Source organism: Streptosporangium sp. 'caverna' (genome assembly GCF_003203775.1).
In the GTDB taxonomy this organism is placed as follows: domain Bacteria; phylum Actinomycetota; class Actinomycetes; order Streptosporangiales; family Streptosporangiaceae; genus Streptosporangium; species Streptosporangium subroseum.
Window position 1 is genome coordinate 1877975 of sequence record NZ_CP029711.1, and the last position, 21331, is coordinate 1899305.

A 21331-nucleotide genomic window follows, 5' to 3' on the forward strand; every position below is an offset into this window, starting at 1 on the left:
AGCCACAGGACAGTTTGATCGGGGGATCGGTGGCTTTGGTGGAACGGAATTACACGCTTGACTTCCTTGCGGGAGATCGCCGTGAGAAAGCCATCGTGCAACACATGGTCGTCTCGCTCTTCGCGGGAATACTGCTCGGCGTCCTGGGGGCACTGCTCTCCTACGGACCCGAGCCGCTCTACGGCGTCTACAGCCCTTACGCCTACATCCTTCTCATCGTCATAGTGGGACGGAGCGCCGCCGGTTTCGGCTGGGCGTTGCTGGCCGGTGTGCTCGCCGCGTTCGGACCGCTCGTCTCACTGCTGACCGTCTCCATCCTCCATGTCGAGGACCAGTTCAGGGGCCTCGGCGGCAGCGGCACCGTGATGAACCTCATGTTCGTCACCCTCGCGCTGTTCGGGGTGCTCGCCTACTTCACCCGGCGCGACGACCTGTGGGGAGACCTGGCGGGCGGCGTGCTGGCCGGGCTCGTCGCGGTCGTGGGCATGGCGAGCACGTTGCCCGGCAGACCGGAGTACGTCCCGGCGTTCTGGCCCTGGAACGTCGCGATCGTCGGCGTGCTCATGCTGGGGCTGGTGCTCTCGCTGCGCAGGGGCTGGGGATGGATCCGCTCCGGGGCGATCGCACTGGTCATCGCATCGGCCAACTTCCTCGCCGCAGGCTTCTGAAGCGGCCAACGCAGACAATCGGCTTGCACCACTCGATAGCCTGTAGGACATCGTTTCCCTGCTAGCTAGGAGTAGCCGTGCTGCTGCGCATGTCGTCGTTGTTTCTTCGAACCCTGAGGGACGACCCGGCAGACGCGGAGGTCCCGAGCCACAAGTTGCTCGTCCGCGCCGGCTACGTCCGCCGTGTCGCACCCGGCGTCTACTCCTGGCTGCCCCTCGGCAAGATGGTCCTGGAGAACGTCACGCGCATCGTGCGCGAGGAGATGGATCGCATGGGCGGCCAGGAGGTCCTCTTCCCCGCGCTCCTGCCCCGCGAATACTACGAGGCCACCGGTCGCTGGACGGAGTACGGTGACACGCTCTTCCGCCTGAAGGACCGCAAGGGTGCCGACTACCTGCTCGGCCCCACCCACGAGGAGATGTTCACCGACATGGTCAAGGGGGAATACGCCTCCTACAAGGACTATCCGGTGACGCTCTACCAGATCCAGACGAAATACCGCGATGAGGCCCGTCCCCGGGCGGGCATCCTGCGCGGTCGCGAGTTCGTCATGAAGGACTCCTACTCCTTCGACCTGGACGACGAGGGTCTCAAGCACTCCTACGAGCGGCACCGCGAGACCTACATCAAGATCTTCGACCGTCTCGGCATCGGCTACAAGATCTGCTTCGCCACGTCCGGCGCGATGGGCGGCTCGGCGTCGGAGGAGTTCCTCGCCCCCGCCGTGACCGGCGAGGACACCTTCGTGGCCTGCCACCACTGCGGCTACGCGGCCAACGCGGAGGCGGTCACCACCCCCGCCCCCGCCGCGATCACCGGGGAACGGCCCGCCCAGCGGGTGCTCGACACCCCCGGGACGCCGACCATCGAGTCGCTGGTCACCTACGTCAACGAGCACCACGGTCTCAACGTCACCGCCGCCGAGACGCTCAAGAACATCGTGGTCAAGGTGACCAAGCCCGGTTCCGACAAGCCCGAGACACTGATCATCGGCGTGCCCGGAGACCGTGAGGTCGACTTCAAGCGGCTGGAGGCCTCTCTGGCCCCCGGCGAGCCCGCCATCTTCGAGGCCGAGGACTTCGCCAGGCACCCCGGCCTGGTCCGCGGCTACATCGGCCCGCAGGTCCTCAAGGGCCTCGGCATCCGCTACCTCGTCGACCCCCGCGTGGTCGACGGCACCGCCTGGGTGACCGGTGCCAACGAGCCCGGCAAGCACGCCGTGGACGTCGTGGCCGGCCGTGACTTCGTCGCCGACGGCACCATCGAGGCCGCCGAGGTCCGCACCGGCGACGCCTGCCCGGTCTGCGGCTCCGCCCTCTCCATCGACCGGGGCATCGAGATCGGTCACATCTTCCAGCTCGGCCGCAAATACGCCGACGCCGCCAAGCTCGACGCCCTCGGCCCCGACGGCAAGCCCATCCGCGTCACCATGGGCTCCTACGGCGTCGGTGTCTCCCGGGCCGTGGCCGTGATCGTCGAGCAGAGGCACGACGAGCTGGGCCTGGTCTGGCCCCGCGAGGTCGCCCCCGTCGACGTTCACGTCGTGGGCACCGGCAAGGACGGTCAGATCGAGGCCGCGACCCGGCTCGCCGAGGAGCTCGAGGCTCGCGGCCTGCGCGTCCTGGTCGACGACCGGGCCGGAGTTTCCCCGGGGGTGAAGTTCAAGGACGCCGAGCTGCTGGGCATGCCGACGATCCTGATCGTCGGCCGCGGTCTCGCCCAGGGTGTCGCGGAGCTGCGTGACCGCGTCACCGGCGTCAAGGAGGAGATCCCGATCGCCGAGGCCGTCGACCGCGTCGTGGCCGCCTGCCACGCCTGCCACGCCTGACCTCCGGCGCCTCCGGCGTCTTCGCGCGCAAATCCCGGCGTTTTCGCAGGAAGAGGAGCGGCCCACCCGTCACGGGTGGGCCGCTCCTTCGTCCGCACGGCCCTGCCGTCCGTATCGCGCGGTCGTCTGCGCGGTTTGCGCACAGCGCGGCCCTGTCGTCCGTACGGTCCGCCCTGCCGTTCGTACGGTCCGCGCCGGTGGTGATGGGGCCCGGTTGGGGGCGCGTCGGCATCGGTGGCGACGCGCCGTGAACGTCCGCCGATCAGCGTGCTCACGGGGAAGATCAGCGTGCTCACGGGGAATTCGCCGGGCAGGTCGACGGTCGCCTGTTTACGGCCGTCAGGGGTCCTCGCGACCTGAAATCTGCGATCGCCGAAACCCTGCCCGATTCCAAGAAGCCCGTCAGCGGCGAGTGCTGCTCCCGAGAGTCTTACGCCAGTGGAAGCCCCCGGGGAGGTTGACGCTCAGCGTGCGGCGCCCGTCGGCCGTCTTGGTGACGCGGAAGGCGCGGTTACCCCAGCTGTGGCCCACACCGCTTCGCGAAAGATTGACGCGGAACGGACCGAACTTCATCGACTTCCTATATCCCCAGCCCATTGCTTCCTCCCTAGACGTATTCGCGGAAGTTCAGCTACCCACCAGGCTCGCAATAAACGCAGCAAATATGGCTGCTTACGGTAAATGCGACAATCATTGACAAAGAGAATTTAAACGGAGATAAGGGATTTAGTGTGGCAAAACCGGAAGTAAGCCGCGATCGCCGCGACGTGATCGCCGGCTCACCGACGTGATCGGTGCTTCACCGAAGCCGCCGGCTCATCGAGGCTGTCGGCTCACCGACGGGATCTCCCGTTCACCGGCGGGCCGCCGCTTCACCGCTGGGGTCGCCGGCTCGCCGGGCTCACTGTGAGGGGGCGGCGCTGCTTGACGGGGCCGTCGCCGGGAGGGCGGGTTTGGGGGCGGGGGGCATGCCGGGGAAGGCCGCGATCTCCGGGCGCAGGCCGTACGAACGGGTGGTGCACTCCTGCATGGCCAGCGCGGACATCTGGCGGACGGCCGCGTCGGTGGACGCGGTCAGCTCCAGGTATGCGGTGGTCACCCCCTCCTCGACCAGCACGGCCAGCTCCACGGCCTGGGCCGGGGTGGACGGGATGACCGGCAGGTCATAGGTCGCGGTCGGCTCGGCGGGGGTGCCGCCGCCAGAGATGATCAAGGTGCGGAGCCGGTCGCGGCGGGCGCGGTGGGCGTTGAAGGCCGCCGTCGCGATGACGCGCAGGTTTCCCGTGGTCCTGGCACCGATGATCCCGTAGGCGTAGACGGCCGCGTGCTCGGCCGCCAGAGCCGTGTCAAGCTCCTGGCCGGCCGTCACAGGGACCTCGAGAGGGCCATGGCGTGTGCGGCCTCACAGGCGCCGATGGACGCGATCAGCTGGGCCAGCGCGGGGGAGACCCCGGCGAGCTGGCGGGGGCGGAGCGCCGCGGCCTTCTGCTCCAGGTCGCGCAGGCTCCGCAGGGTGGGCCTGCGGCTCGGTGAGGGGGTGGCCGACGGCGAGGGCGGTGTGGCGGCGGGCGAGGGCGGCGAGGAAGGCACAGCGGCGGAAGAGGCGCTCGAAAGGAGCTTGTCGCGGAGTCTGCGGCGGAGCTCGGCCAGGTGGGCCTCGTGCCGCTCGGCGAAGGGCGCGAGCTTGGCGGAGGCCGCCGAGGCGTACAGCGCGACGGTCCGCTCCTTGCCCGCGATCAGCTGGTTGAGCAGCACCGTCTCCGGATCCGGGGGCGCGGCCACGACGGGTTTCGGCTCCTCGGAGGCGCAGCCCGCCACCGTCAGGGCGGCCACCCCGAGAGCGCTGCCCCGTAACAGGGTGCGCCGGGAGACGGAACGCACGGGCGACCTCCGGTTATGACATGGGTTGCTGACGCCTCTAACATCGTACGGGCATGGCATCACAGTCACCTCGCTTCTCGGACGGCGTCGCCACACCGAGTGGCGCTCTTTCTACGCCCTGGTGTGGATAGGCTGGTTAATCGCATGGGCGAGGTCCGCCCGGCTGAGATCGTGACAATGGGAGGTCGGCATGGGCAGCGCCACATCCCGCGACCGCCTGATGGAGCTTCTGGAACCTGTCGTCGAAGCCGAAGGGCTCGACTTGGAGGACGTCACGGTCACACCGGCGGGCAAGCGGCGGTTGCTGCGTGTCATCGTCGACCGTGACGGCGGTGTGAGCCTGGACGACGTCGCCGAGGTCAGCCGTGCCGTCTCCGAGACGCTGGACGCCGGCGACGCGATGGGTGCCACCCCGTACGTGCTGGAGGTTTCCTCTCCGGGGGTCGACCGCCCGCTCACCGAGCCGCGCCACTGGCGCCGCGCGGTTAAGCGGCTGGTCAAGGCCGACCTGCGAGACGGCACCGCCGTGGAGGGCCGGATCGTCGTCACCGACGAGACCGGTGTGGAGCTGGACGTCGACGGCGCACCGCGCCGCATCGACTATCAGGACCTGACCCGAGGACGGGTGCAGGTGGAATTCCGCCGGCTCGACGACGCCGAAAACGACGGCGAAGACGGCGACGAAGGCTAAGGGGGAAGCCTCGTGGACATTGACATGAGCGTCCTGCGCAGCCTGGAGCGGGAGAAGGACATCTCCTTCGACCTGGTCGTCAAGGCGATCGAGGACGCGCTACTGATCGCATACTTCCGGAGCGAGGGCGCCGCCGCCAAGGCGCGCGCCGAGCTCGACCGGAAATCCGGGCACGTGACCATTTTCGCGGCCGAGCTCGACGACGAGAGCGGGGAGGTGCTCAGGGAGTTCGACGACACCCCGGGCAACTTCAGCCGCATCGCCGCGACCACGGCCAAGCAGGTCATCCTGCAGCAGCTCCGCGACGCCGAGGACGAGATCAACTTCGGCGAGTTCGCCAGCCGTGAGGGCGAGCTCGTGGCGGGCGTCATCCAGCAGGGCAAGGACCCCCGGGTCGTCCTGGTGGACCTGGGCAAGATCGAGGCGGTGCTGCCGCACAGTGAGCAGGTTCCCGGTGAGGAATACGTTCACGGCGACCGCATCCGCTGCTACGTGGTCCAGGTCAAGAAGGGCCACAAGGGCCCCTCGGTGACCCTGTCGCGGACCCATCCCGGTCTGGTGAAGAAGCTCTTCGCCCTGGAGGTCCCGGAGATCGCCGACGGCACCGTCGAGATCGCCGCGATCGCCCGCGAGGCGGGTCACCGCACCAAGCTCGCGGTCCGCTCGCGGCGTCCCGGCGTGAACGCCAAGGGCGCCTGCATCGGCCCGATGGGCTCGCGCGTGCGCAACGTGATGGCCGAGCTGCACGGCGAGAAGATCGACATCATCGACTGGTCGGACGACCCCGCGGAGTTCGTGGGGAATGCGCTCTCTCCGGCTCGCGTTTCGCATGTCGAGGTCATCGACGTCGACGGCCGCGCCGCGCGTGTGACGGTGCCGGACTACCAGCTCTCCCTGGCGATCGGCAAGGAAGGGCAGAATGCCCGGCTGGCCAATCGCCTCACCGGCTGGCGCATCGATATCCGCCCTGACACCCAAGCGGGGGACGCGGCCGGTTCCGCAGATGCATCCACACGGTAAGCTGGAATATGGTGGCCAAGCTTCCCCACTGAGAACATGTGTGGGGTGCCGGGTTCGCACGGTTTCTTCCGAGCTGCTCCGCCTGGTGATGGTCGAGGGCGTTATCGTCCCTGACCTGCGACGACGGCTCCAGGGGCGTGGTGCTTCGCTGCATCCCTCCTTGAGCTGTTTGGATCTCGCTGAGCGTCGACGGGCGTTTCCGCGTGCGTTTCGCACTGCGGTCCCGCTCGATCTGTCGCAAGTGCGAGGTCATCTTGAAGAGCTGCAGACTGAAAGGATCGGGTGAGATGGTTACCAAATGTCATGTAGGACGCCGATTTGATGGGCTGGTCAGATAGCTATGAGCGCCTGATGAGCATGCGGCGATGAGTACGTCTACGTAACGACGGTCCGGCGGCACTGCCTCCCGGGCCGAGACAAGGGAGTGTAGTGGCGAAGGTCCGGGTATACGAGCTCGCCAAGGAGTTCGGTGTGGAGAGCAAGGTCGTTATGGCCAAGCTCCAGGAGATGGGCGAGTTCGTGCGTTCGGCGTCCTCGACTATCGAAGCACCGGTAGTCCGCAGGCTCACGGAAGCTTTGGGCGGTCCCACCAAGGGCTCGTCCGACAAGGGCGGTAACAGAACGCCCAGGCCGCCTCAGGCGGCCCCCAGGCCTGGCGACAGCCAGGCCGGAAACGGTGCCACCGCGGCACCGACCTCAATCCCCAAGCCGGGACCGGCCCCCAGGCCGGGACCGCGACCGGGTCCCGCACCGGCTCGCCCTGCGACGCCGGCGGCTCCCGCGCCGCAGGCCCCGCCGGTCGTGCCCCAGATTCAGCCCGAGCAGGTGCAGCCGCAGCAGGCTCCGCCCCCGCAGGCTCCGCAGCAGCCCTCACCGGTTCAGGCACCTCGTTTCGAGGCGCCCCGCACCGATGTCGGCCGTCCCGCGGCCGCCGGCCCCAAGCCCGGCCCGCGTCCGGCTCCGCGACCCGCACCCGCGGCTCGCCCCGAGGCGGCGCGTCCGGAAGGCCGCCCCGCGGCCGGCCCCGGTGGAGCCCCCTCGGGCCCCCGCTCCGGTGCGGGCGCTCCCGGTGGTCCGGGTGCCAAGCCCGGTCCGCGTCCGGGCCCGCGTGGCCCGCGTCCCGGCAACAACCCGTTCTCGTCGAACGCCAGCGGCATGGGCCAGGCCCGTCCGCCGCGTACCGGCGGCCCGGGTGGCCCCGGCGGCCCTCCCGGCCCCGGTGGTCCCGGCGGCCGTGACGGAGCTCCCGGCGACAGGGGCCCGCGTCCCGGTGGTCCTCGCGAGGACCGTGGTCCCCGCGACCAGAATCGCGACAACGCAGGTCCCCGTCCGCCCGGCGCTCGTTCCGGTCCGCCCGGTGCGCCCGGCTCACGTCCGGGCCCCGGCGCGGGTGGTCCGCGTCCCGGTGGCGGCGGCGGCGCGGGTGGTCCGCGTCCCGGCGGTCCCCGTCCCAGCCCGATGATGATGCCGCAGGGTCGTCCTGCCGGTCCCGGTGGCGGCGGTGGCGGCGCAGGCCGTCCCGGCGGTGGCGGCGGTGCGGGTCGTCCCGGCGGCGGTGGCGGCGCAGGCCGTCCCGGTGGCGGCGGCGGTGGCGGTCGTCCCGGTGGTGGCGGCGGCGGTTTCGCCGGTCGTCCCGGTGGTGGCGGCGGCGCAGGCCGTCCCGGCACCAGCACCGGCGGTCCCGGTGGCGGTGGCGGCGGTTTCGCCGGTCGTCCCGGTGGCGGCGGTCGTGGCCGTGGTGGCGGCACCGCAGGTGCCTTCGGCCGTCCGGGAGGACGTCCGACCCGCGGTCGCAAGTCCAAGCGTCAGCGGCGTCAAGAGTTCGACAACATGCAGGCCCCGGCGATCGGTGGCGTGCAGGCTCCCCGCGGTGGCGGTCAGACGATCCGTCTGTCGCGCGGCGCCTCCCTGTCGGACTTCGCCGACAAGATCGGCGCGATCCCCGCGTCCCTGGTGCAGATCATGCTGCACCTCGGCGAGATGGTGACCGCCACGCAGTCGGTCAACGAGGAGACGCTGCAGCTTCTCGCCGCCGAGCTGGACTACAACCTGCTTGTGGTCAGCCCGGAGGAGGAGGATCGCGAGCTTCTCGAGACCTTCGACATCGAGTTCGGCGAGGACGAGGGCGACGAGTCCGATCTCGTCGCGCGTCCGCCGGTCGTGACCGTCATGGGTCACGTCGACCACGGTAAGACCAAGCTGCTCGACGCCATCCGCAACACCAACGAGGTGGCGCGCGAGGCGGGTGGGATCACCCAGCACATCGGTGCTTACCAGATCACCACCGAGCACGAAGAAGAAGAGCGGAAGATCACCTTCATCGACACCCCGGGCCACGAGGCGTTCACCGCCATGCGTGCCCGTGGTGCCAAGGTCACCGACATCGCCGTCCTGGTGGTCGCGGCCGACGACGGTGTGAAGCCGCAGACCATCGAGGCCCTGAACCACGCCCAGGCGGCCGACGTGCCGATCGTGGTCGCGGTCAACAAGGTCGACAAGGAAGGCGCGGACCCGGGCAAGGTCCGGGCGCAGCTCACCGAATACGGTCTGGTCGCCGAGGAATACGGCGGCACGACCATGTTCGTCGACATCTCCGCCAAGAACGGGACCGGCATCGAGAACCTTCTCGAGGCCATCCTGCTCACCGCGGATGCCGAGCTCGACCTGCGGGCCAACGACACGATGGACGCCCAGGGCGTCGCCATCGAGGCGCACCTCGACAGGGGCCGCGGCCCGGTCGCGACCGTGCTGGTCCAGCGCGGCACGCTCCGCGTCGGCGACTCGATCGTCTGTGGCGAGGCCTTCGGCCGCGTCCGGGCGATGCTGGACGACAAGGGCGAGGCCATTCTTGAGGCCGACCCGTCGCGTCCGGTGCTGGTCCTCGGTCTGACCGCGGTGCCGGGAGCCGGTGACAACTTCCTCGTCGTCACCGACGACCGGATGGCGCGCCAGATCGCCCAGCAGCGTGCGGCTCGCAAGCGCATCGCGGACATGGCCAAGTCCGGCCGTCGCCGCACCCTCGAAGAGCTCTTCAGCGAGATGGAGAAGGGCCAGATCGATGAGCTCAAGCTCATCATCAAGGGTGACGTCTCCGGTTCGGTCGAGGCCCTCGAGGACGCGCTGCTCAAGATCGACGTCGGCGAGGAGGTGCGCCTGCGGGTGCTCCACCGTGCCGTCGGTGCGATCACCGAGTACGACGTCAACCTGGCGGTCGCCGACGACAACGCGGTCATCATCGGCTTCAACGTGCGCCCCGAAGTCCGGGCGCGCGACCTCGCCGAGCGCGAGGGTGTCGACATCCGCTACTACTCGGTCATCTACCAGGCGATCGAGGAGATCGAGGCGGCCCTCAAGGGCATGCTCAAGCCGGAGTTCGAAGAGGTCCAGATGGGCACCGCCGAAGTCCGCGAGGTCTTCAAGGTGCCGAAGATCGGCAACATCGCCGGTGCTCTGGTCCGCTCTGGCACGATCGTCCGAAACAGCAAGGCCCGGATCATCCGCGGTGGCGTTGTCATCTCCGACAACCTCACCGTCTCCTCGCTGCGTCGCTTCAAGGAGGACGCGACCGAGGTCCGCGATGGTTACGAGTGTGGTATCGGTGTCGGCTACAGCGACATCAAGATCGACGACGTCATCGAGACGTTCGAGATGCGGGAGAAGCCGCGCGTCTGATGTCTCGGATCGGCGCGGGTGACCACTCGCCGGCCGTCGGTTCTCACCCCAGGGTGAGGGCCCTCGGCCGGCGGGTGGCCCCGCGCCATCGGTGGCACGGTGACGTCCGTGGCGAGTAAATATGTATGTAGGCGCCCTGACAATGGACATTCTGCTCGGCGACATTCATTCGCTGAAGGAGAAGCGCTCGGTGGTGCGTCCCATCATCGCCGAGGTGCAGCGACGGTTCCCGGCCGTGGCCGTGGCCGAGACCGGCCATATGGATCTGCACCGCCGTACAGAGATCGGGATCGCGGTCGTATCCTCCACCGCCGCCAACTGCGGCGCGGTGATGGACGACTGCGAACGTCTGATCGCCTTCCATCCGGAAATCGAGTTGCTGTCCGCCAGGCACCGGCTCTACAACGAGGACGAGGACTAGCTACAGAGACGACCGGTCGCGGGGCAGTCCTTCGCGGTCGGTCGTCACTGTGAGAAGGGGGGAGCGATATGGATGTCGCACGCGCACGTAAGATCGCCGACCGGATTCAGCAGATTGTGGCGGAGATGCTGGAGCGCCGGATCAAGGACCCGAGGCTGGGTTTCGTGACCATCACGGACACGCGGATCACCAACGACCTGGGTGATGCCACGGTGTTCTACACCGTGTTCGGCTCGGAGGCCGAGAGGACCGACTCCGCTCTGGCGCTGGAGAGCGCCAAGGGGCTCATCCGCTCGGAGGTGGGCCGTCAGACGGGTCTGCGTCACACGCCGACGCTGACGTTCACCCACGACCCGCTCCCTGACACCGCCCGCCACCTCGACGGCCTGCTCGCCGAGGCGAAGGCCAGGGACGTCGAGATCGCCAAGCGGGCCGAGGGCGCGCAGCACGCGGGCGAGGCGGACCCCTACCGCAAGCCCGACGAGAACGACGACGAGTTCGAGGACAGCGACGACGAGCCCTCGGAGCGCGCGGGACACTCCGCGACGTGATGCCCCAGCTGCGTGACGACGGCCCGGTGTCCGGTCGAGACTGGGACCGGGCCGTCGAGCTCATCTCGTCCGCGGACGAGATCGCGCTGGCCTGTCACGTCTCGCCTGACGGCGACGCGCTCGGCTCCATGCTCGCCCTCGGGCTGGCCCTGCGCGCGGTGGGCAAGCGCGTCACGGCCTCCTTCGGGGAGTACGGGACCACGGTGCCCCGGCTGCTGCGTTTCCTGCCCGGACAGGACCTCCTGGTCGGGCTCGACGACTACCCGGCCGCGCCCGAGCTGATGATCACGTTTGACGTCCCCACCGTCGGCCGGCTCGCCATGCTGAGCGGCAGCGCGGGCAGGGCCCGCGAGCTGATCGTGGTGGACCATCACCCGTCCAACACCCGCTTCGGCACGCTCAACCTGGTCGATCCCGGCGCCGCGGCCACCGCGGTGCTCGCCGAGGAGCTGCTCCACCGGCTCGGCCTGCCGATCGACAAGGTCATCGCGACCTGCCTCTACGTCGGACTGGTCACCGACACCGGCTCGTTCAAATACTCCTCGACCACCCCCGCGGTGCATGCCATGGCCGCCCGTCTGGTGGCCACCGGGCTGAACACCGAGGAGATCGCCAGGGATCTGTGGGATCGGTCCCCGTTCGCCTACCTCAGGGTGCTCGGCACCGCCCTCGACAGGGTGACGCTGGAGCCCGAGGTGGGCGGCGGGCTGGTCTGGACGTTTGTCACCCGGGCCGACCGAGCCGCGTACGGCCTGCCGTACGACGAGGTGGAGGGGATCATCGACGTGGTCCGGCGCACCGACGAGGCGGACGTGACCGCGGTCCTCAAGGAGGACGACGACGGCGCCTGGCAGGTCTCCACCCGGTCCAAGGGCGGGGTGGACGTCGCACGGATCTGTACCGCGCTGGGCGGTGGCGGGCACACCAAGGCCGCCGGCTTCACCTCCCATCTGCCCGTCGAGGAGACGATCGCGAGTCTCCGGGCACTCTTGTAGAAGGCCTTCCGCAAAAGGTCTTTCCAACCGACATCCTCCCCAGGGCCGAAGCCCGGGGTCTCCACAGGAGGAACTCGATGAGTACGGCTCGCGTCAAGCGCACCCCGCCGCCGAGCGGGCTGATCATCGTGGACAAGCCCGCCGGCTGGACCTCGCACGACGTCGTGGCCAAGCTCCGCGGGATCGCGGGCACCCGCAAGGTCGGCCACGCGGGCACCCTCGACCCGATGGCCACCGGCGTACTGGTGGTGGGCGTGGAGAAGGCGACCAGGCTTCTGGGACACCTCGCGCTCACCCAGAAGGGGTACGACGCCACGATCCGGCTCGGCCAGTCCACCAACACCGACGACGCCGAGGGCGAGATCATCGCCACGCTCTCCGCCGCGGACGTCGCCGAGGAGAGCCTCAGGAAGGGTGTCGCCACCCTCACCGGCCCGATCATGCAGATCCCGCCACAGGTCAGCGCCATCAAGGTGAACGGCGAGCGAGCCTACAAGCGGGCCAGGGCGGGCGAGGAGGTCGAGCTCAAGTCGCGCCCGGTGACCGTGTCGGCCTTCGAGATCACCGATATCCGCCGCCACGGAGACCTCGTCGACGTCGACGCCTCGGTGTCCTGCTCAAGCGGCACCTACATCCGGGCCCTGGCCCGTGATCTCGGCGCCGACCTGGGGACCGGCGGTCACCTGACCGCCCTGCGCCGCACTCGCGTGGGCCCCTACGACCTGTCGATGGCTCACACCCTCGAAGAGCTCTCCGCCGACTGCGTGATCCTGCCGATGGCCGACGCGGTCGCGGCGGTCTTCCCGCGGCGCGACGTCACCGCCGAGGAGGCGAGCTCCGTCGCGCACGGCGGGCGGCTGCCCTCGGTGGGGCTGGGCAGCGGCCCGATCGGCGTGTTCGGACCGGATGGCACGCTGCTGGCCCTGGTCGAGGAGCATGGCGGGATCACCAAGTCCCTGGCCGTGTTCGTCTCCTGACCGGGACCCCGCGTGGGGTCCCGGTCTTCGCCGGCCTGGCCGTCCGCGCTGCCCGATCGCCCGTGAACGGTGCCGGACGAGGGTCGGATGTGCCCGATCGCATGGGTGGGGTGTCCCGGACGCCGGTGTGGCCGATCACCCGTGAACGCCGGCGTGCTTGATCGCCCGTGAACGGTGCCGGACGAAGGTCCGGTGTGCCCGATCGCATGGGTGGGGTGTCCCGGACGCCGGTGCGGTCGATCACCCGTGAACGCCGGCGTGCTTGATCGCCCGTGAACGGTGCCGGACGAAGGTCCGGTGTGCCCGATCGCATGGGTGGGGTGTCCCGGACGCCGGTGTGGCCGATCACCCGTGAACGGTGCCGTATGAGCGCCTGTACTTGGCCTCGCCGCCGAGGTCAAGAGCCTTTTCGCCCTGCTATGACCTCCCCGATTGGAGAGAAGGCCGGGGAGCATGGCAGGCTTTAGGGGTCGATCCGCTACGAGGGGAAGAGGCTGCGGTGCGAGGATGGCACGGATTGGACGACGTGCCCGAAGACTGGGGCAGGTCCGTCGTCACGATCGGCGTCTTCGACGGCGTGCACCGCGGTCATCAGCAGATGGTGGCCCGTGCCGTCGCGATGGCCGGTGATCTCGGAGTGCCCTCGGTGGTGGTGACCTTCGATCCGCACCCGGAAGAGGTGGTCAGGCCGGGCACCCACCCGCCGCGGCTGACAACGGCCAGGCACCGCACCGAGCTGCTCGCAGATCTCGGCGTGGACGCCGTGTGCGTGCTGCCGTTCACGCTGGAGTTCTCCCGGATGAGCCCGGACGAGTTCGTGCAGATCGTGCTCGTGGACCGGTTGCACACGGCCGGGGTCGTGGTGGGAGAGAACTTCCGCTTCGGGCACAAGGCCTCCGGTGATGTGGAGACGCTCCGGACCCTCGGGGAGAAATACGATTTCGTGGCGGAGGGAGTTCCGTTGGTGAGCAATGGAGAGACCATCTCCTCCACCCTCATCCGTGAGCAGCTGGCCGCCGGTGACATGGAGGCCGTCGCCGTCACGCTCGGCCGCCCGCACCGGGTGGAGGGCGTGGTCGTCCGGGGCTACCAGCGCGGACGCCAGCTCGGCTTCCCGACGGCCAACGTGGAGTCGCCGGAGTTCACCGCGATCCCCGCCGACGGCGTCTACGCGGGCTGGTTGCAGGGCATCTCGACCGGTAACCTGCCGGCCGTCTACGACGGCGCACGCTGGCCCGCCGCGATCTCCGTGGGCACCAATCCGACCTTCGAGGGTGTGCCCCGCACGGTCGAGGCCTACGCGCTCGACCGCGACGACCTCGACCTCTATGGCGCCCACGTGGCGGTGGACTTCGGCTCGCGGCTCCGGGGAAACGTAAAATTCGACTCCATCGAGACGCTCATCGAGCAGATACACGCGGACGTCGACCAGGTCCGCCGCCTGACCGCCTGATCATGTGACCGCGCGGCTGCGCTGCCCCGTGACCATGTGGTCGTGCGCCCACCCGGCCGTGTGATCGTCGTGTGATCACGCCGTCGTATGGCTGTGCGGCCTGAGCCGCCACCGCCGCCCGTCCGCACGATGTGCGGGACCCTGAGGACGGGTGGTAATCTGGCGTGTCAGCTCTGTAACCGGCGGTTTTACAGCCCCGGTGCTGATCTCGCCACGGCGACTGTAGGCACGCATGGTCGTTCGGGCATCTGAAATCGCGCGTGCCCGTAGAGGTTCAAGGAGACACGTGTCGCTCGACACCGCCGCAAAGAAGCAGATCATCGGTGAGTACGCCAAGGGTGAGACCGATACCGGTTCCCCCGAGGTGCAGATCGCGCTGCTCAGCAAGCGCATCAGCGAGCTTACCGAGCACCTGAAGCTGCACAAGCACGACCACCACAGCCGCCGCGGTCTGCTGCTGCTGGTCGGTCGCCGCCGTCGTCTGCTGAAGTACCTGCAGAGCAAGGACATCGCGCGTTACCGTTCGCTCATCGAGCGTCTCGGCCTGCGCCGATAGAGTTGTGAGGGAGCGGCGTTCGCGCCGCTCCCTTATCTCATCTGGGTGAGCGTCGGCGCGTCGCGCCATGAAGACACGCACCCAGTGAGCAAACTGAATAGCCGAGACAGTGCCCCGCGTCCGCAAGCAAGCGCGCCCCACGGCGTCGGAGGGCCGGTCCTCGGTAGTGGCCCCCGGTCATCATGGCGTAAGCCGTACGGAACCGGGCGCTTCGATCGAAGACCGGCGCTGCACCTACGGGGAGCCGGCAAGAAGACGACTCAGGTGCGATACGCGCGCCTGGGGGGACGCGGGCGACCGAGCTACAAGGAGGTCCCCCGTGGAGGGTGTCCACAGCAGTGAAGCCGTTATCGACAACGGCTCTTTCGGTACGCGCACCATCCGGTTCGAGACCGGGCGGCTCGCACGCCAGGCGGCGGGTTCCGCCGTTGTTTACCTGGACGACGAGACGATGGTCCTCTCTGCGACCACCGCCTCCAAGAATCCCAAGGAAAACCTCGACTTCTTCCCCCTCACGGTGGACGTCGAGGAGCGAATGTACGCCGCGGGCCGCATTCCCGGATCGTTCTTCCGGCGTGAGGGCCGTCCTTCCGAGGACGCCATCCTCACCTGCCGCCTGATCGACCGGCCGCTGCGCCCGTCGTTCGTCAAGGGCCTGCGCAACGAGATCCAGGTCGTCGCCACCATCATGGCGCTCAACCCGGACCACCTGTACGACGTGGTCGCGATCAACGCCGCGTCCCTCTCCACCCAGCTGGCCGGGTTGCCGTTCTCCGGCCCGATCGGTGGCGTCCGCGTCGCGCTGATCGAGGGTCAGTGGATCGCCTTCCCGACCCACTCGGAGCTGGCGAACGCCACCTTCGACATGGTGGTGGCCGGTCGCGTCCTGGAGGACGGTGACGTCGCGATCATGATGGTCGAGGCCGAGTCCACCCGTGACACGCTCAAGCTCATCGCCGACGGCGCCGTCGCGCCGACCGAGGAGACCGTGGCCCAGGGCCTCGAGGCCTCCAAGCCGTTCATCAAGGTGCTGTGCGACGCGCAGGCCAAGATCGCGAAGGTCGCCGCCAAGGAGACCCGCGATTACCCGCTGTTCCTCGACTACCAGGACGACGTCCTGGAGGCCGTGACCGGCGCGGTGAAGAGCGAGCTCACCGCCGCGCTGACCATCGCCGCCAAGCAGGAGCGCGAGACCGAGCTCGACCGGGTGAAGGCACTGGCCGCCGAGAAGGTCGCCGCCGACTTCGAGGGTCGCGAGAAGGAGGTCAGCGCCGCGTTCCGCTCGCTGACCAAGAAGCTCATGCGCGAGCGGGTCATCGCCGAGGGCATCCGCATCGACGGCCGTGGCGTCAAGGACATCCGCCAGCTGAGCGCCGAGGTGCACGTCGTGCCCCGCGTGCACGGTTCGGCCCTGTTCGAGCGCGGTGAGACCCAGATCCTGGGCATCACCACCCTGAACATGCTCCGCATGGAGCAGATGATCGACACGCTCAACCCCGAGCGCACCAAGCGCTACATGCACAACTACAACTTCCCGCCGTACTCCACCGGTGAGACCGGCCGCGTGGGCTCGCCCAAGCGCCGGGAGATCGGCCACGGCGCGCTCGCCGAGCGGGCACTCGTCCCGGTCCTGCCGGCTCGCGAGGAGTTCCCCTACGCGATCCGCCAGGTCTCCGAGGCGCTGGGCTCCAACGGCTCGACCTCGATGGGCTCGGTCTGCGCCTCGACGATGGCGCTGCTCGACGCGGGCGTCCCCCTCAAGGGCATCGTCGCGGGCATCGCGATGGGTCTCATCCACGAGGGTGGCGACTACGTCACGCTGACCGACATCCTCGGTGCCGAGGATGCCATGGGCGACATGGACTTCAAGGTCGCCGGCACCAAGGACGTCATCACCGCGCTCCAGCTCGACACCAAGCTCGACGGCATCCCCGCGTCGATCCTGGCCGCCGCGCTGAAGCAGGCCAAGGGCGCCCGTCTTGCCATCATCGAGGTGATGCGGGAGGCCATCGACTCCCCGGCGGAGATGAACGCGACGGCTCCGCGCATCATCACGATCAAGATCCCGGTTGACAAGATCGGAGAGGTCATCGGCCCGAAGGGCAAGATGATCAACCAGATCCAGGACGACACCGGCGCCGAGATCACCCTGGAGGACGACGGCACCATCTACATCGGTGCCACCGACGGCCCGTCCGCCGAGGCGGCCAGGTCGGCGATCAACGCCATCGCGAACCCGCACATGCCGGAGATCGGTGAGCGCTACCTGGGCACGGTCGTCAAGATCGCTGCCTTCGGCGCCTTCATCTCCCTCATGCCGGGCAAGGACGGGCTCCTGCACGTCTCCCAGATCCGCAAGCTGCACGGCGGCAAGCGCATCGAGAACGTCGAAGACGTCATGAACGTCGGCGAGAAGGTCCAGGTGGAGATCGCCGAGATCGACTCCCGCGGCAAGCTCTCCCTGGTGCCCGTCGAGGTCATCGAGAAGGAGTCCGCGGCCAAGGCCGAGAGCGGCGCCTCCGAGGACGAGCCCGAGGCCGCGCCGGCTCCCGCCGCCGCCGCCGACGACCGTCCCCGCGAGGACCGGCCCCGTCGCACCCGCACCCGCAGCAGCAGCGGTGGCGGTGGCGGGAGCAGCAGCAACGGCGGCGGCCGTGGGGGAGAAGACCGCAACTCGTGATAACCACCACTCTGCACCCCGGCAAAGACGGTGTCGGGGTCGTGCGGCGCACCGTCCTCCCCGGTGGGCTCCGGGTGGTGACCGAGTCCATGCCGACCGTGCGTTCAGTCGCGGTCGGCATGTGGGTCGGCATCGGATCGCGGGACGAGTCACCCGAGCACATGGGGGCCTCGCATTTCCTTGAGCACCTGCTGTTCAAGGGAACGCCCACGCGGGACGCTCTGGAGATCTCCGCAGCCATCGAGGGCATCGGCGGTGAGATCAACGCCTTCACCGCCAAGGAGTACACCTGCTACTACGCGCGGGTCCTCGACGAGGATCTGCGGGTGGCGATCGACGTGCTCGCCGACGTGGTGACCTCCTCGCTCATCACCCCCGAGGATGTCGAGGCCGAGCGTGGCGTGATCCTGGAGGAGATCGCCATGCACGACGACGATCCCTCGGACGCGGTGCACGAGCAGTTCTCCGCGGAGCTGTACGGCGACACGCCCATCGGCCGGCCGATCCTCGGCACGGTCGAATCGATCAACGAGGTCACCCGCGACCGGATCGCCGAGTACTACCGGCGTTACTACCTGCCGACGCACACCGTGGTGTCGGTGGCGGGCAACATCGATCACGAGCAGGTCGTGGCCCTGGTCGCCGCGGCCTACGAGCGGGCCGGAGCCCTCGGCGGGGACGCCTCGCCGGTGTCTCCGCGCCTTGCGGGCCCCGAAGTCGAGGCCCTCTCCGGCGTCAAGGTCGTGCACCGGCCGACCGAGCAGGCCAACCTGGTCCTCGGCACGACCGCGCTGGTCCGCACCGACGAGCGCCGCTTCGCGCTCGGCGTGTTCAACGCGGCGCTCGGCGGCGGCATGTCCTCGCGGCTGTTCCAGGAGATCAGGGAGAAGAGGGGCCTCGCCTACTCGACCTACTCCTACACCTCCGCTCACGCGGACACCGGCCAGTTCGGCATCTACGTCGGCTGCCTGCCGTCGAAGATCGACGACGTGCTGAAGATCTGCCGGGAGGAGGTGCTCCGGGTGGTCGCCGACGGCCTCACCGAGGAGGAGATCTTCCGAGGCAAGGGCCAGATGCGCGGCGGTCTCGTGCTCGGCCTGGAGGACACCGGCTCCCGGATGTCCCGGATCGGCAAGGGCGAGCTGGTCTTCGACGAGCTGCTCTCGGTCGACGACGTTCTCGGCAGGATCGAGGCGGTGACTCCGGAGGAGATCGCGGAGGTCGCCGCAGACGTCCTCACGCGTCCGATGTCCCTCGCGGTCATCGGCCCCTACGAGGACAAGGACTTCGGCTGGGTCCTGACCGGCTGACGGTCATATCAAGAGCGGCCCCGGCGCCTTCGCGCCGGGGCCGCTCTTTGACGCGGCTCCGCCGTACCGGGAAGCCGGTGGTCCCTGAAGATCCGGCGGGGGCGGACGGTATAACCTTGGGGCCGTGATCAGGGTTGGAGTTCTCGGCGCCCGCGGGCGTGTCGGTATCGAAGTGTGTAAGGCCGTCGAGGCGGCGGACGATATGGAGTTGGTCGCGGCCGTCGACAAGGACGACCCGATCGAGGGGCTTGAGGGCTCCGAGGTGGTGGTGGACTTCACCCACCCCGACGTGGTCATGGGCAACCTCGAGTGGTGCATCTCCCACGGCATCCACCCGGTGGTCGGCACCACGGGTTTCGACGCCGGGCGTCTGGCGACCGTCAGGGGCTGGCTGGACGCCAACCCCGGCACCAACGCGCTGATCGCGCCCAACTTCGGCATCGCGGCGGTGCTGATGATGCACTTCGCCCAGCAGGCCGCCCGCTACTTCGACTCCGTCGAGATCGTCGAGCTGCACCACCCGAACAAGGCCGACGCCCCCTCCGGAACCGCTCGCCGTACGGCCGAGCTGGTCGCCGAGGCGCGACGTAAGGCCGGGGCCGGGCCGATGCCCGACGCGACCAGCGCGGAGCTGGACGGGGCCCGCGGCGCCGACGTGGACGGCGTTCGGGTGCACTCGGTGCGGCTGGCCGGGCTGATCGCCCATCAGGAGGTGCTCCTGGGCGGAGACGGGGAGATCCTCACCCTCCGCCACGACACCATGAACCGCTCGTCGTTCACCCCGGGCGTGCTGCTGGGCGTGCGCCGCGTCCGCGAGCTTCCCGGCCTGACCCTCGGCCTGGAGCCCCTCCTCGACCTGTAAGACCCGGAACGCCTCCGGCGCCGCTATATCCTCCAGTTCTATGACAAGCACTCGATCTTCAGCGTCGGCTGGGGTCCGCTGGGCGCGGGCGGAGGAGCTGGCCGGGCTGGTGGGGGTGGAGGTCGCCGCGGACGGGGTCTTCGCGCAGGTGGGCATCGTCTTCCCGCCCGGGACCACGATGATCGAGGAGACCGACGACCCGTCGCGGGTCCTGGTGGCGGGGAGTCCGCCGGTGGGGTTCGCCATGTTCGGCTGGATCGACGGGTCGCTCCACCTCGATCAGCTCGCCGTCCATCCCGATCACGGGAGGCAGGGCATCGGGGGGCGTCTGCTGGAGGCGGTCTGCGACCACGCGGCCTCGGAGGGCTGCGCCGCCGTGACGCTGACGACGTTCCGGGACGTGCCCTGGAACGGGCCGTGGTACGCGCAGCGTGGCTTCGCCGTGCTGGATCCCGCGGAATGGGGCCCGGAGCTGGCGGCACTGGTGGTGCACGAGCGGGAGCTGGGCATCGAGCTCGCGCCCCGCGTCGTGATGCGCCGGATCCTCTGACGCGCCGGTGGTCAGGGCCGGGACGACTGGCTCTCCGCTCGGGAGCGCTTGAGAAGGCTGGGATCCCCGCCGAGAGCGTCAGTGAAGGCCGTTGAAGCTCAGGAGAGGCTCGGCTGAAGCGTCGGAACCGATGGTGAAGGCGTCGGAGTGCGAGCTCGGAGCCACGCTCAAGATCCTCGCCGACCACGTCAACGGCTACGCGGCCCGCGTCGGGCTGCCGCATGCCGCGTGAGAACTTGGCCCAGACGTCCAGAACTCAGCGACCAGGGATCCCCGGAACCGATGGTGGCGGCGTCGGAATGCCGGAACCGGTGGTGACGGGCGTCAGATTGCCAGGCCGATGGCGAACAGCAGGCCGAACAGGAGCTGGAAGCGGCCGGTCTGCTGGAGGGTGGCGATCAGCGCGGGGCCCGTGGCGCCCTCCCTGACGGCCTTCACCGGGATGAGGGCGAGGGGTGCGGTGAGCACGGCCAGTGCCGCGAACGGGTGCCACAGCGCCAGGATCAGCGCGATGATGAGCGGCAGGGTCAGGCAGAGGGTGTAGAGGACGCGGGTGCGGCTGTCGCCGAGGACCACGGCCATGGTGCGTTTCCCGGACGGGCCGTCGGTCACGATGTCGCGCAGGTTGTTGACCACCAGCAGCGCACAGGCCAGCAGACCCGCCGGGACCGCGGCCGCCACCGCCGGCCAGGGCAGATATTCGAGCTGTACGAACGTGGTGCCCGCCACCGCGACCAGACCGAAGAACACGAACACCGAGATCTCGCCGAGCGCGCGGTAACCGTAGGGAGCCCGGCCGCCGGTGTAGAACCAGGCCGCCGCGATCGACGCCGCGCCCACCAGGAGCAGCCACCAGGCCCCCGTGACCACGACCAGCACCAGCCCCGCCACCGCGGCGGCCAGGAAACAGCCGAACGCGGCGACGAGGACCTGACGGGGCGACGCGGCACCCGAGCCGACCAGGCGCATCGGACCGACCCGCTCGTCGTCGGTGCCGCGCACGCCGTCGCTGTAGTCGTTGGCGTAGTTCACGCCGACCTGCAGTGCCAGCGCCACGAACAGGGCGAGCAGGGCCCGCCACCACACCGCCCCTTCGTATCCGATCGCGACTCCGGTGCCGACGGCGACGGGCACGACGGCAGCGGGAAGGGTGCGCGGACGTGCTCCGGCGATCCACTGGCTCGGGGTGGCCATGGTGTTGCGATTTCCTCTCGA

Annotated in this window: 20 protein-coding genes; 16 read left to right on the forward strand and 4 right to left on the reverse strand. The window is 69.2% G+C overall.

Annotated features, from left to right (window positions below; all coding sequences use genetic code 11):
- Positions 1-95 precede the first annotated feature (95 nt).
- Positions 96-668 carry a hypothetical protein gene (locus DKM19_RS08395; protein ID WP_162641366.1) on the forward strand — a complete coding sequence of 191 codons (573 nt, stop codon included), beginning with the start codon at positions 96-98 and terminating at the stop codon, positions 666-668.
- A gap of 77 nt (positions 669-745) precedes the next feature.
- The gene (locus DKM19_RS08400) at positions 746-2497 is read left to right on the forward strand and encodes a proline--tRNA ligase (protein WP_110695208.1); all 1752 of its coding nucleotides are present in this window, start codon (positions 746-748) and stop codon (positions 2495-2497) included.
- A gap of 402 nt (positions 2498-2899) precedes the next feature.
- Here the strand turns inward: DKM19_RS08400 and DKM19_RS08405 are convergent, their stop codons facing one another.
- The 3 genes from DKM19_RS08405 to DKM19_RS08415 form a co-directional block, all read right to left on the reverse strand.
- The gene (locus DKM19_RS08405) at positions 2900-3094 is read right to left on the reverse strand and encodes a DUF4236 domain-containing protein (RefSeq protein ID WP_110695209.1); all 195 of its coding nucleotides are present in this window, start codon (positions 3092-3094) and stop codon (positions 2900-2902) included.
- Between the two features lie 304 nt (positions 3095-3398).
- The gene (locus tag DKM19_RS08410) at positions 3399-3866 is read right to left on the reverse strand and encodes a ferritin-like domain-containing protein (RefSeq protein WP_110695210.1); all 468 of its coding nucleotides are present in this window, start codon (positions 3864-3866) and stop codon (positions 3399-3401) included.
- Entirely contained in the window at positions 3863-4378 is a 516-nt protein-coding gene (locus DKM19_RS08415; protein ID WP_162641367.1) for a twin-arginine translocation signal domain-containing protein, read from the reverse strand. The genes DKM19_RS08410 and DKM19_RS08415 overlap by 4 nt, the downstream gene beginning before the upstream one ends.
- Positions 4379-4568: 190 nt before the next feature.
- On the opposite strand from DKM19_RS08415, the gene rimP reads away from it, so the two are divergent.
- The 14 genes from rimP to DKM19_RS08485 all read left to right on the forward strand — a co-directional run bounded on the left by rimP (position 4569) and on the right by DKM19_RS08485 (position 20116).
- Positions 4569-5069 (forward strand): ribosome maturation factor RimP, encoded by a 501-nt coding sequence (rimP, locus tag DKM19_RS08420; RefSeq protein WP_110695212.1) that lies wholly within the window; start codon positions 4569-4571, stop codon positions 5067-5069.
- Positions 5070-5093: 24 nt separating this feature from the next.
- Positions 5094-6089 (forward strand): transcription termination factor NusA, encoded by a 996-nt coding sequence (gene nusA, locus DKM19_RS08425; RefSeq protein ID WP_204359044.1) that lies wholly within the window; start codon positions 5094-5096, stop codon positions 6087-6089.
- Positions 6073-6375: a YlxR family protein gene (locus DKM19_RS08430; protein ID WP_110695213.1), complete on the forward strand. Its 303-nt coding sequence runs from the start codon at positions 6073-6075 to the stop codon at positions 6373-6375. The genes nusA and DKM19_RS08430 overlap by 17 nt, the downstream gene beginning before the upstream one ends.
- Before the next feature lie 143 nt (positions 6376-6518).
- Positions 6519-9761, forward strand: coding sequence for a translation initiation factor IF-2 (infB, locus tag DKM19_RS08435; RefSeq protein WP_110695214.1), 3243 nt, complete (start codon positions 6519-6521; stop codon positions 9759-9761).
- Between the two features lie 121 nt (positions 9762-9882).
- Positions 9883-10182: a DUF503 domain-containing protein gene (locus DKM19_RS08440; protein ID WP_110695215.1), complete on the forward strand. Its 300-nt coding sequence runs from the start codon at positions 9883-9885 to the stop codon at positions 10180-10182.
- 68 nt (positions 10183-10250) lie between these two features.
- Positions 10251-10733 carry a 30S ribosome-binding factor RbfA gene (gene rbfA, locus DKM19_RS08445; protein WP_110695216.1) on the forward strand — a complete coding sequence of 161 codons (483 nt, stop codon included), beginning with the start codon at positions 10251-10253 and terminating at the stop codon, positions 10731-10733.
- Positions 10733-11728: a bifunctional oligoribonuclease/PAP phosphatase NrnA gene (locus DKM19_RS08450; protein WP_110695217.1), complete on the forward strand. Its 996-nt coding sequence runs from the start codon at positions 10733-10735 to the stop codon at positions 11726-11728. Before rbfA ends, DKM19_RS08450 begins: the two co-directional genes overlap by 1 nt.
- A gap of 77 nt (positions 11729-11805) precedes the next feature.
- Positions 11806-12705 carry a tRNA pseudouridine(55) synthase TruB gene (truB, locus tag DKM19_RS08455; RefSeq protein ID WP_110695218.1) on the forward strand — a complete coding sequence of 300 codons (900 nt, stop codon included), beginning with the start codon at positions 11806-11808 and terminating at the stop codon, positions 12703-12705.
- Between the two features lie 499 nt (positions 12706-13204).
- A complete protein-coding gene (locus DKM19_RS08460; RefSeq protein ID WP_110695219.1) occupies positions 13205-14158 on the forward strand; it encodes a bifunctional riboflavin kinase/FAD synthetase in 954 nt (317 codons plus the stop codon).
- Between the two features lie 286 nt (positions 14159-14444).
- Complete coding sequence (gene rpsO, locus DKM19_RS08465) at positions 14445-14714, forward strand: 30S ribosomal protein S15 (RefSeq protein ID WP_089207893.1); 270 nt, start codon at positions 14445-14447, stop codon at positions 14712-14714.
- A gap of 319 nt (positions 14715-15033) precedes the next feature.
- Positions 15034-17394 (forward strand): polyribonucleotide nucleotidyltransferase, encoded by a 2361-nt coding sequence (locus DKM19_RS08470; RefSeq protein ID WP_110695220.1) that lies wholly within the window; start codon positions 15034-15036, stop codon positions 17392-17394.
- Positions 17394-18704 (forward strand): pitrilysin family protein, encoded by a 1311-nt coding sequence (locus DKM19_RS08475; protein WP_110705563.1) that lies wholly within the window; start codon positions 17394-17396, stop codon positions 18702-18704. Before DKM19_RS08470 ends, DKM19_RS08475 begins: the two co-directional genes overlap by 1 nt.
- 124 nt (positions 18705-18828) lie before the next feature.
- Positions 18829-19566 (forward strand): 4-hydroxy-tetrahydrodipicolinate reductase, encoded by a 738-nt coding sequence (gene dapB / locus DKM19_RS08480; protein ID WP_110695221.1) that lies wholly within the window; start codon positions 18829-18831, stop codon positions 19564-19566.
- Positions 19567-19606: 40 nt separating this feature from the next.
- Complete coding sequence (locus DKM19_RS08485; protein WP_110695222.1) at positions 19607-20116, forward strand: GNAT family N-acetyltransferase; 510 nt, start codon at positions 19607-19609, stop codon at positions 20114-20116.
- Between the two features lie 324 nt (positions 20117-20440).
- Here the strand turns inward: DKM19_RS08485 and DKM19_RS08490 are convergent, their stop codons facing one another.
- Entirely contained in the window at positions 20441-21310 is an 870-nt protein-coding gene (locus DKM19_RS08490) for a 1,4-dihydroxy-2-naphthoate polyprenyltransferase (RefSeq protein ID WP_110695223.1), read from the reverse strand.
- Positions 21311-21331 lie beyond the last annotated feature (21 nt).

Coding starts and splice junctions, on each gene's coding strand:
- DKM19_RS08440 (WP_110695215.1), top strand. CDS start 9,883: ATGTATGTAGGCGCCCTGACAATGGACATTCTGCTCGGCGACATTCAT.
- DKM19_RS08430 (WP_110695213.1), top strand. CDS start 6,073: ATGCATCCACACGGTAAGCTGGAATATGGTGGCCAAGCTTCCCCACTG.
- rimP (WP_110695212.1), top strand. CDS start 4,569: ATGGGCAGCGCCACATCCCGCGACCGCCTGATGGAGCTTCTGGAACCT.
- truB (WP_110695218.1), top strand. CDS start 11,806: ATGAGTACGGCTCGCGTCAAGCGCACCCCGCCGCCGAGCGGGCTGATC.
- DKM19_RS08490 (WP_110695223.1), bottom strand. CDS start 21,310: ATGGCCACCCCGAGCCAGTGGATCGCCGGAGCACGTCCGCGCACCCTT.
- DKM19_RS08485 (WP_110695222.1), top strand. CDS start 19,607: ATGACAAGCACTCGATCTTCAGCGTCGGCTGGGGTCCGCTGGGCGCGG.
- nusA (WP_204359044.1), top strand. CDS start 5,094: ATGAGCGTCCTGCGCAGCCTGGAGCGGGAGAAGGACATCTCCTTCGAC.
- DKM19_RS08405 (WP_110695209.1), bottom strand. CDS start 3,094: ATGGGCTGGGGATATAGGAAGTCGATGAAGTTCGGTCCGTTCCGCGTC.
- DKM19_RS08450 (WP_110695217.1), top strand. CDS start 10,733: ATGCCCCAGCTGCGTGACGACGGCCCGGTGTCCGGTCGAGACTGGGAC.
- rbfA (WP_110695216.1), top strand. CDS start 10,251: ATGGATGTCGCACGCGCACGTAAGATCGCCGACCGGATTCAGCAGATT.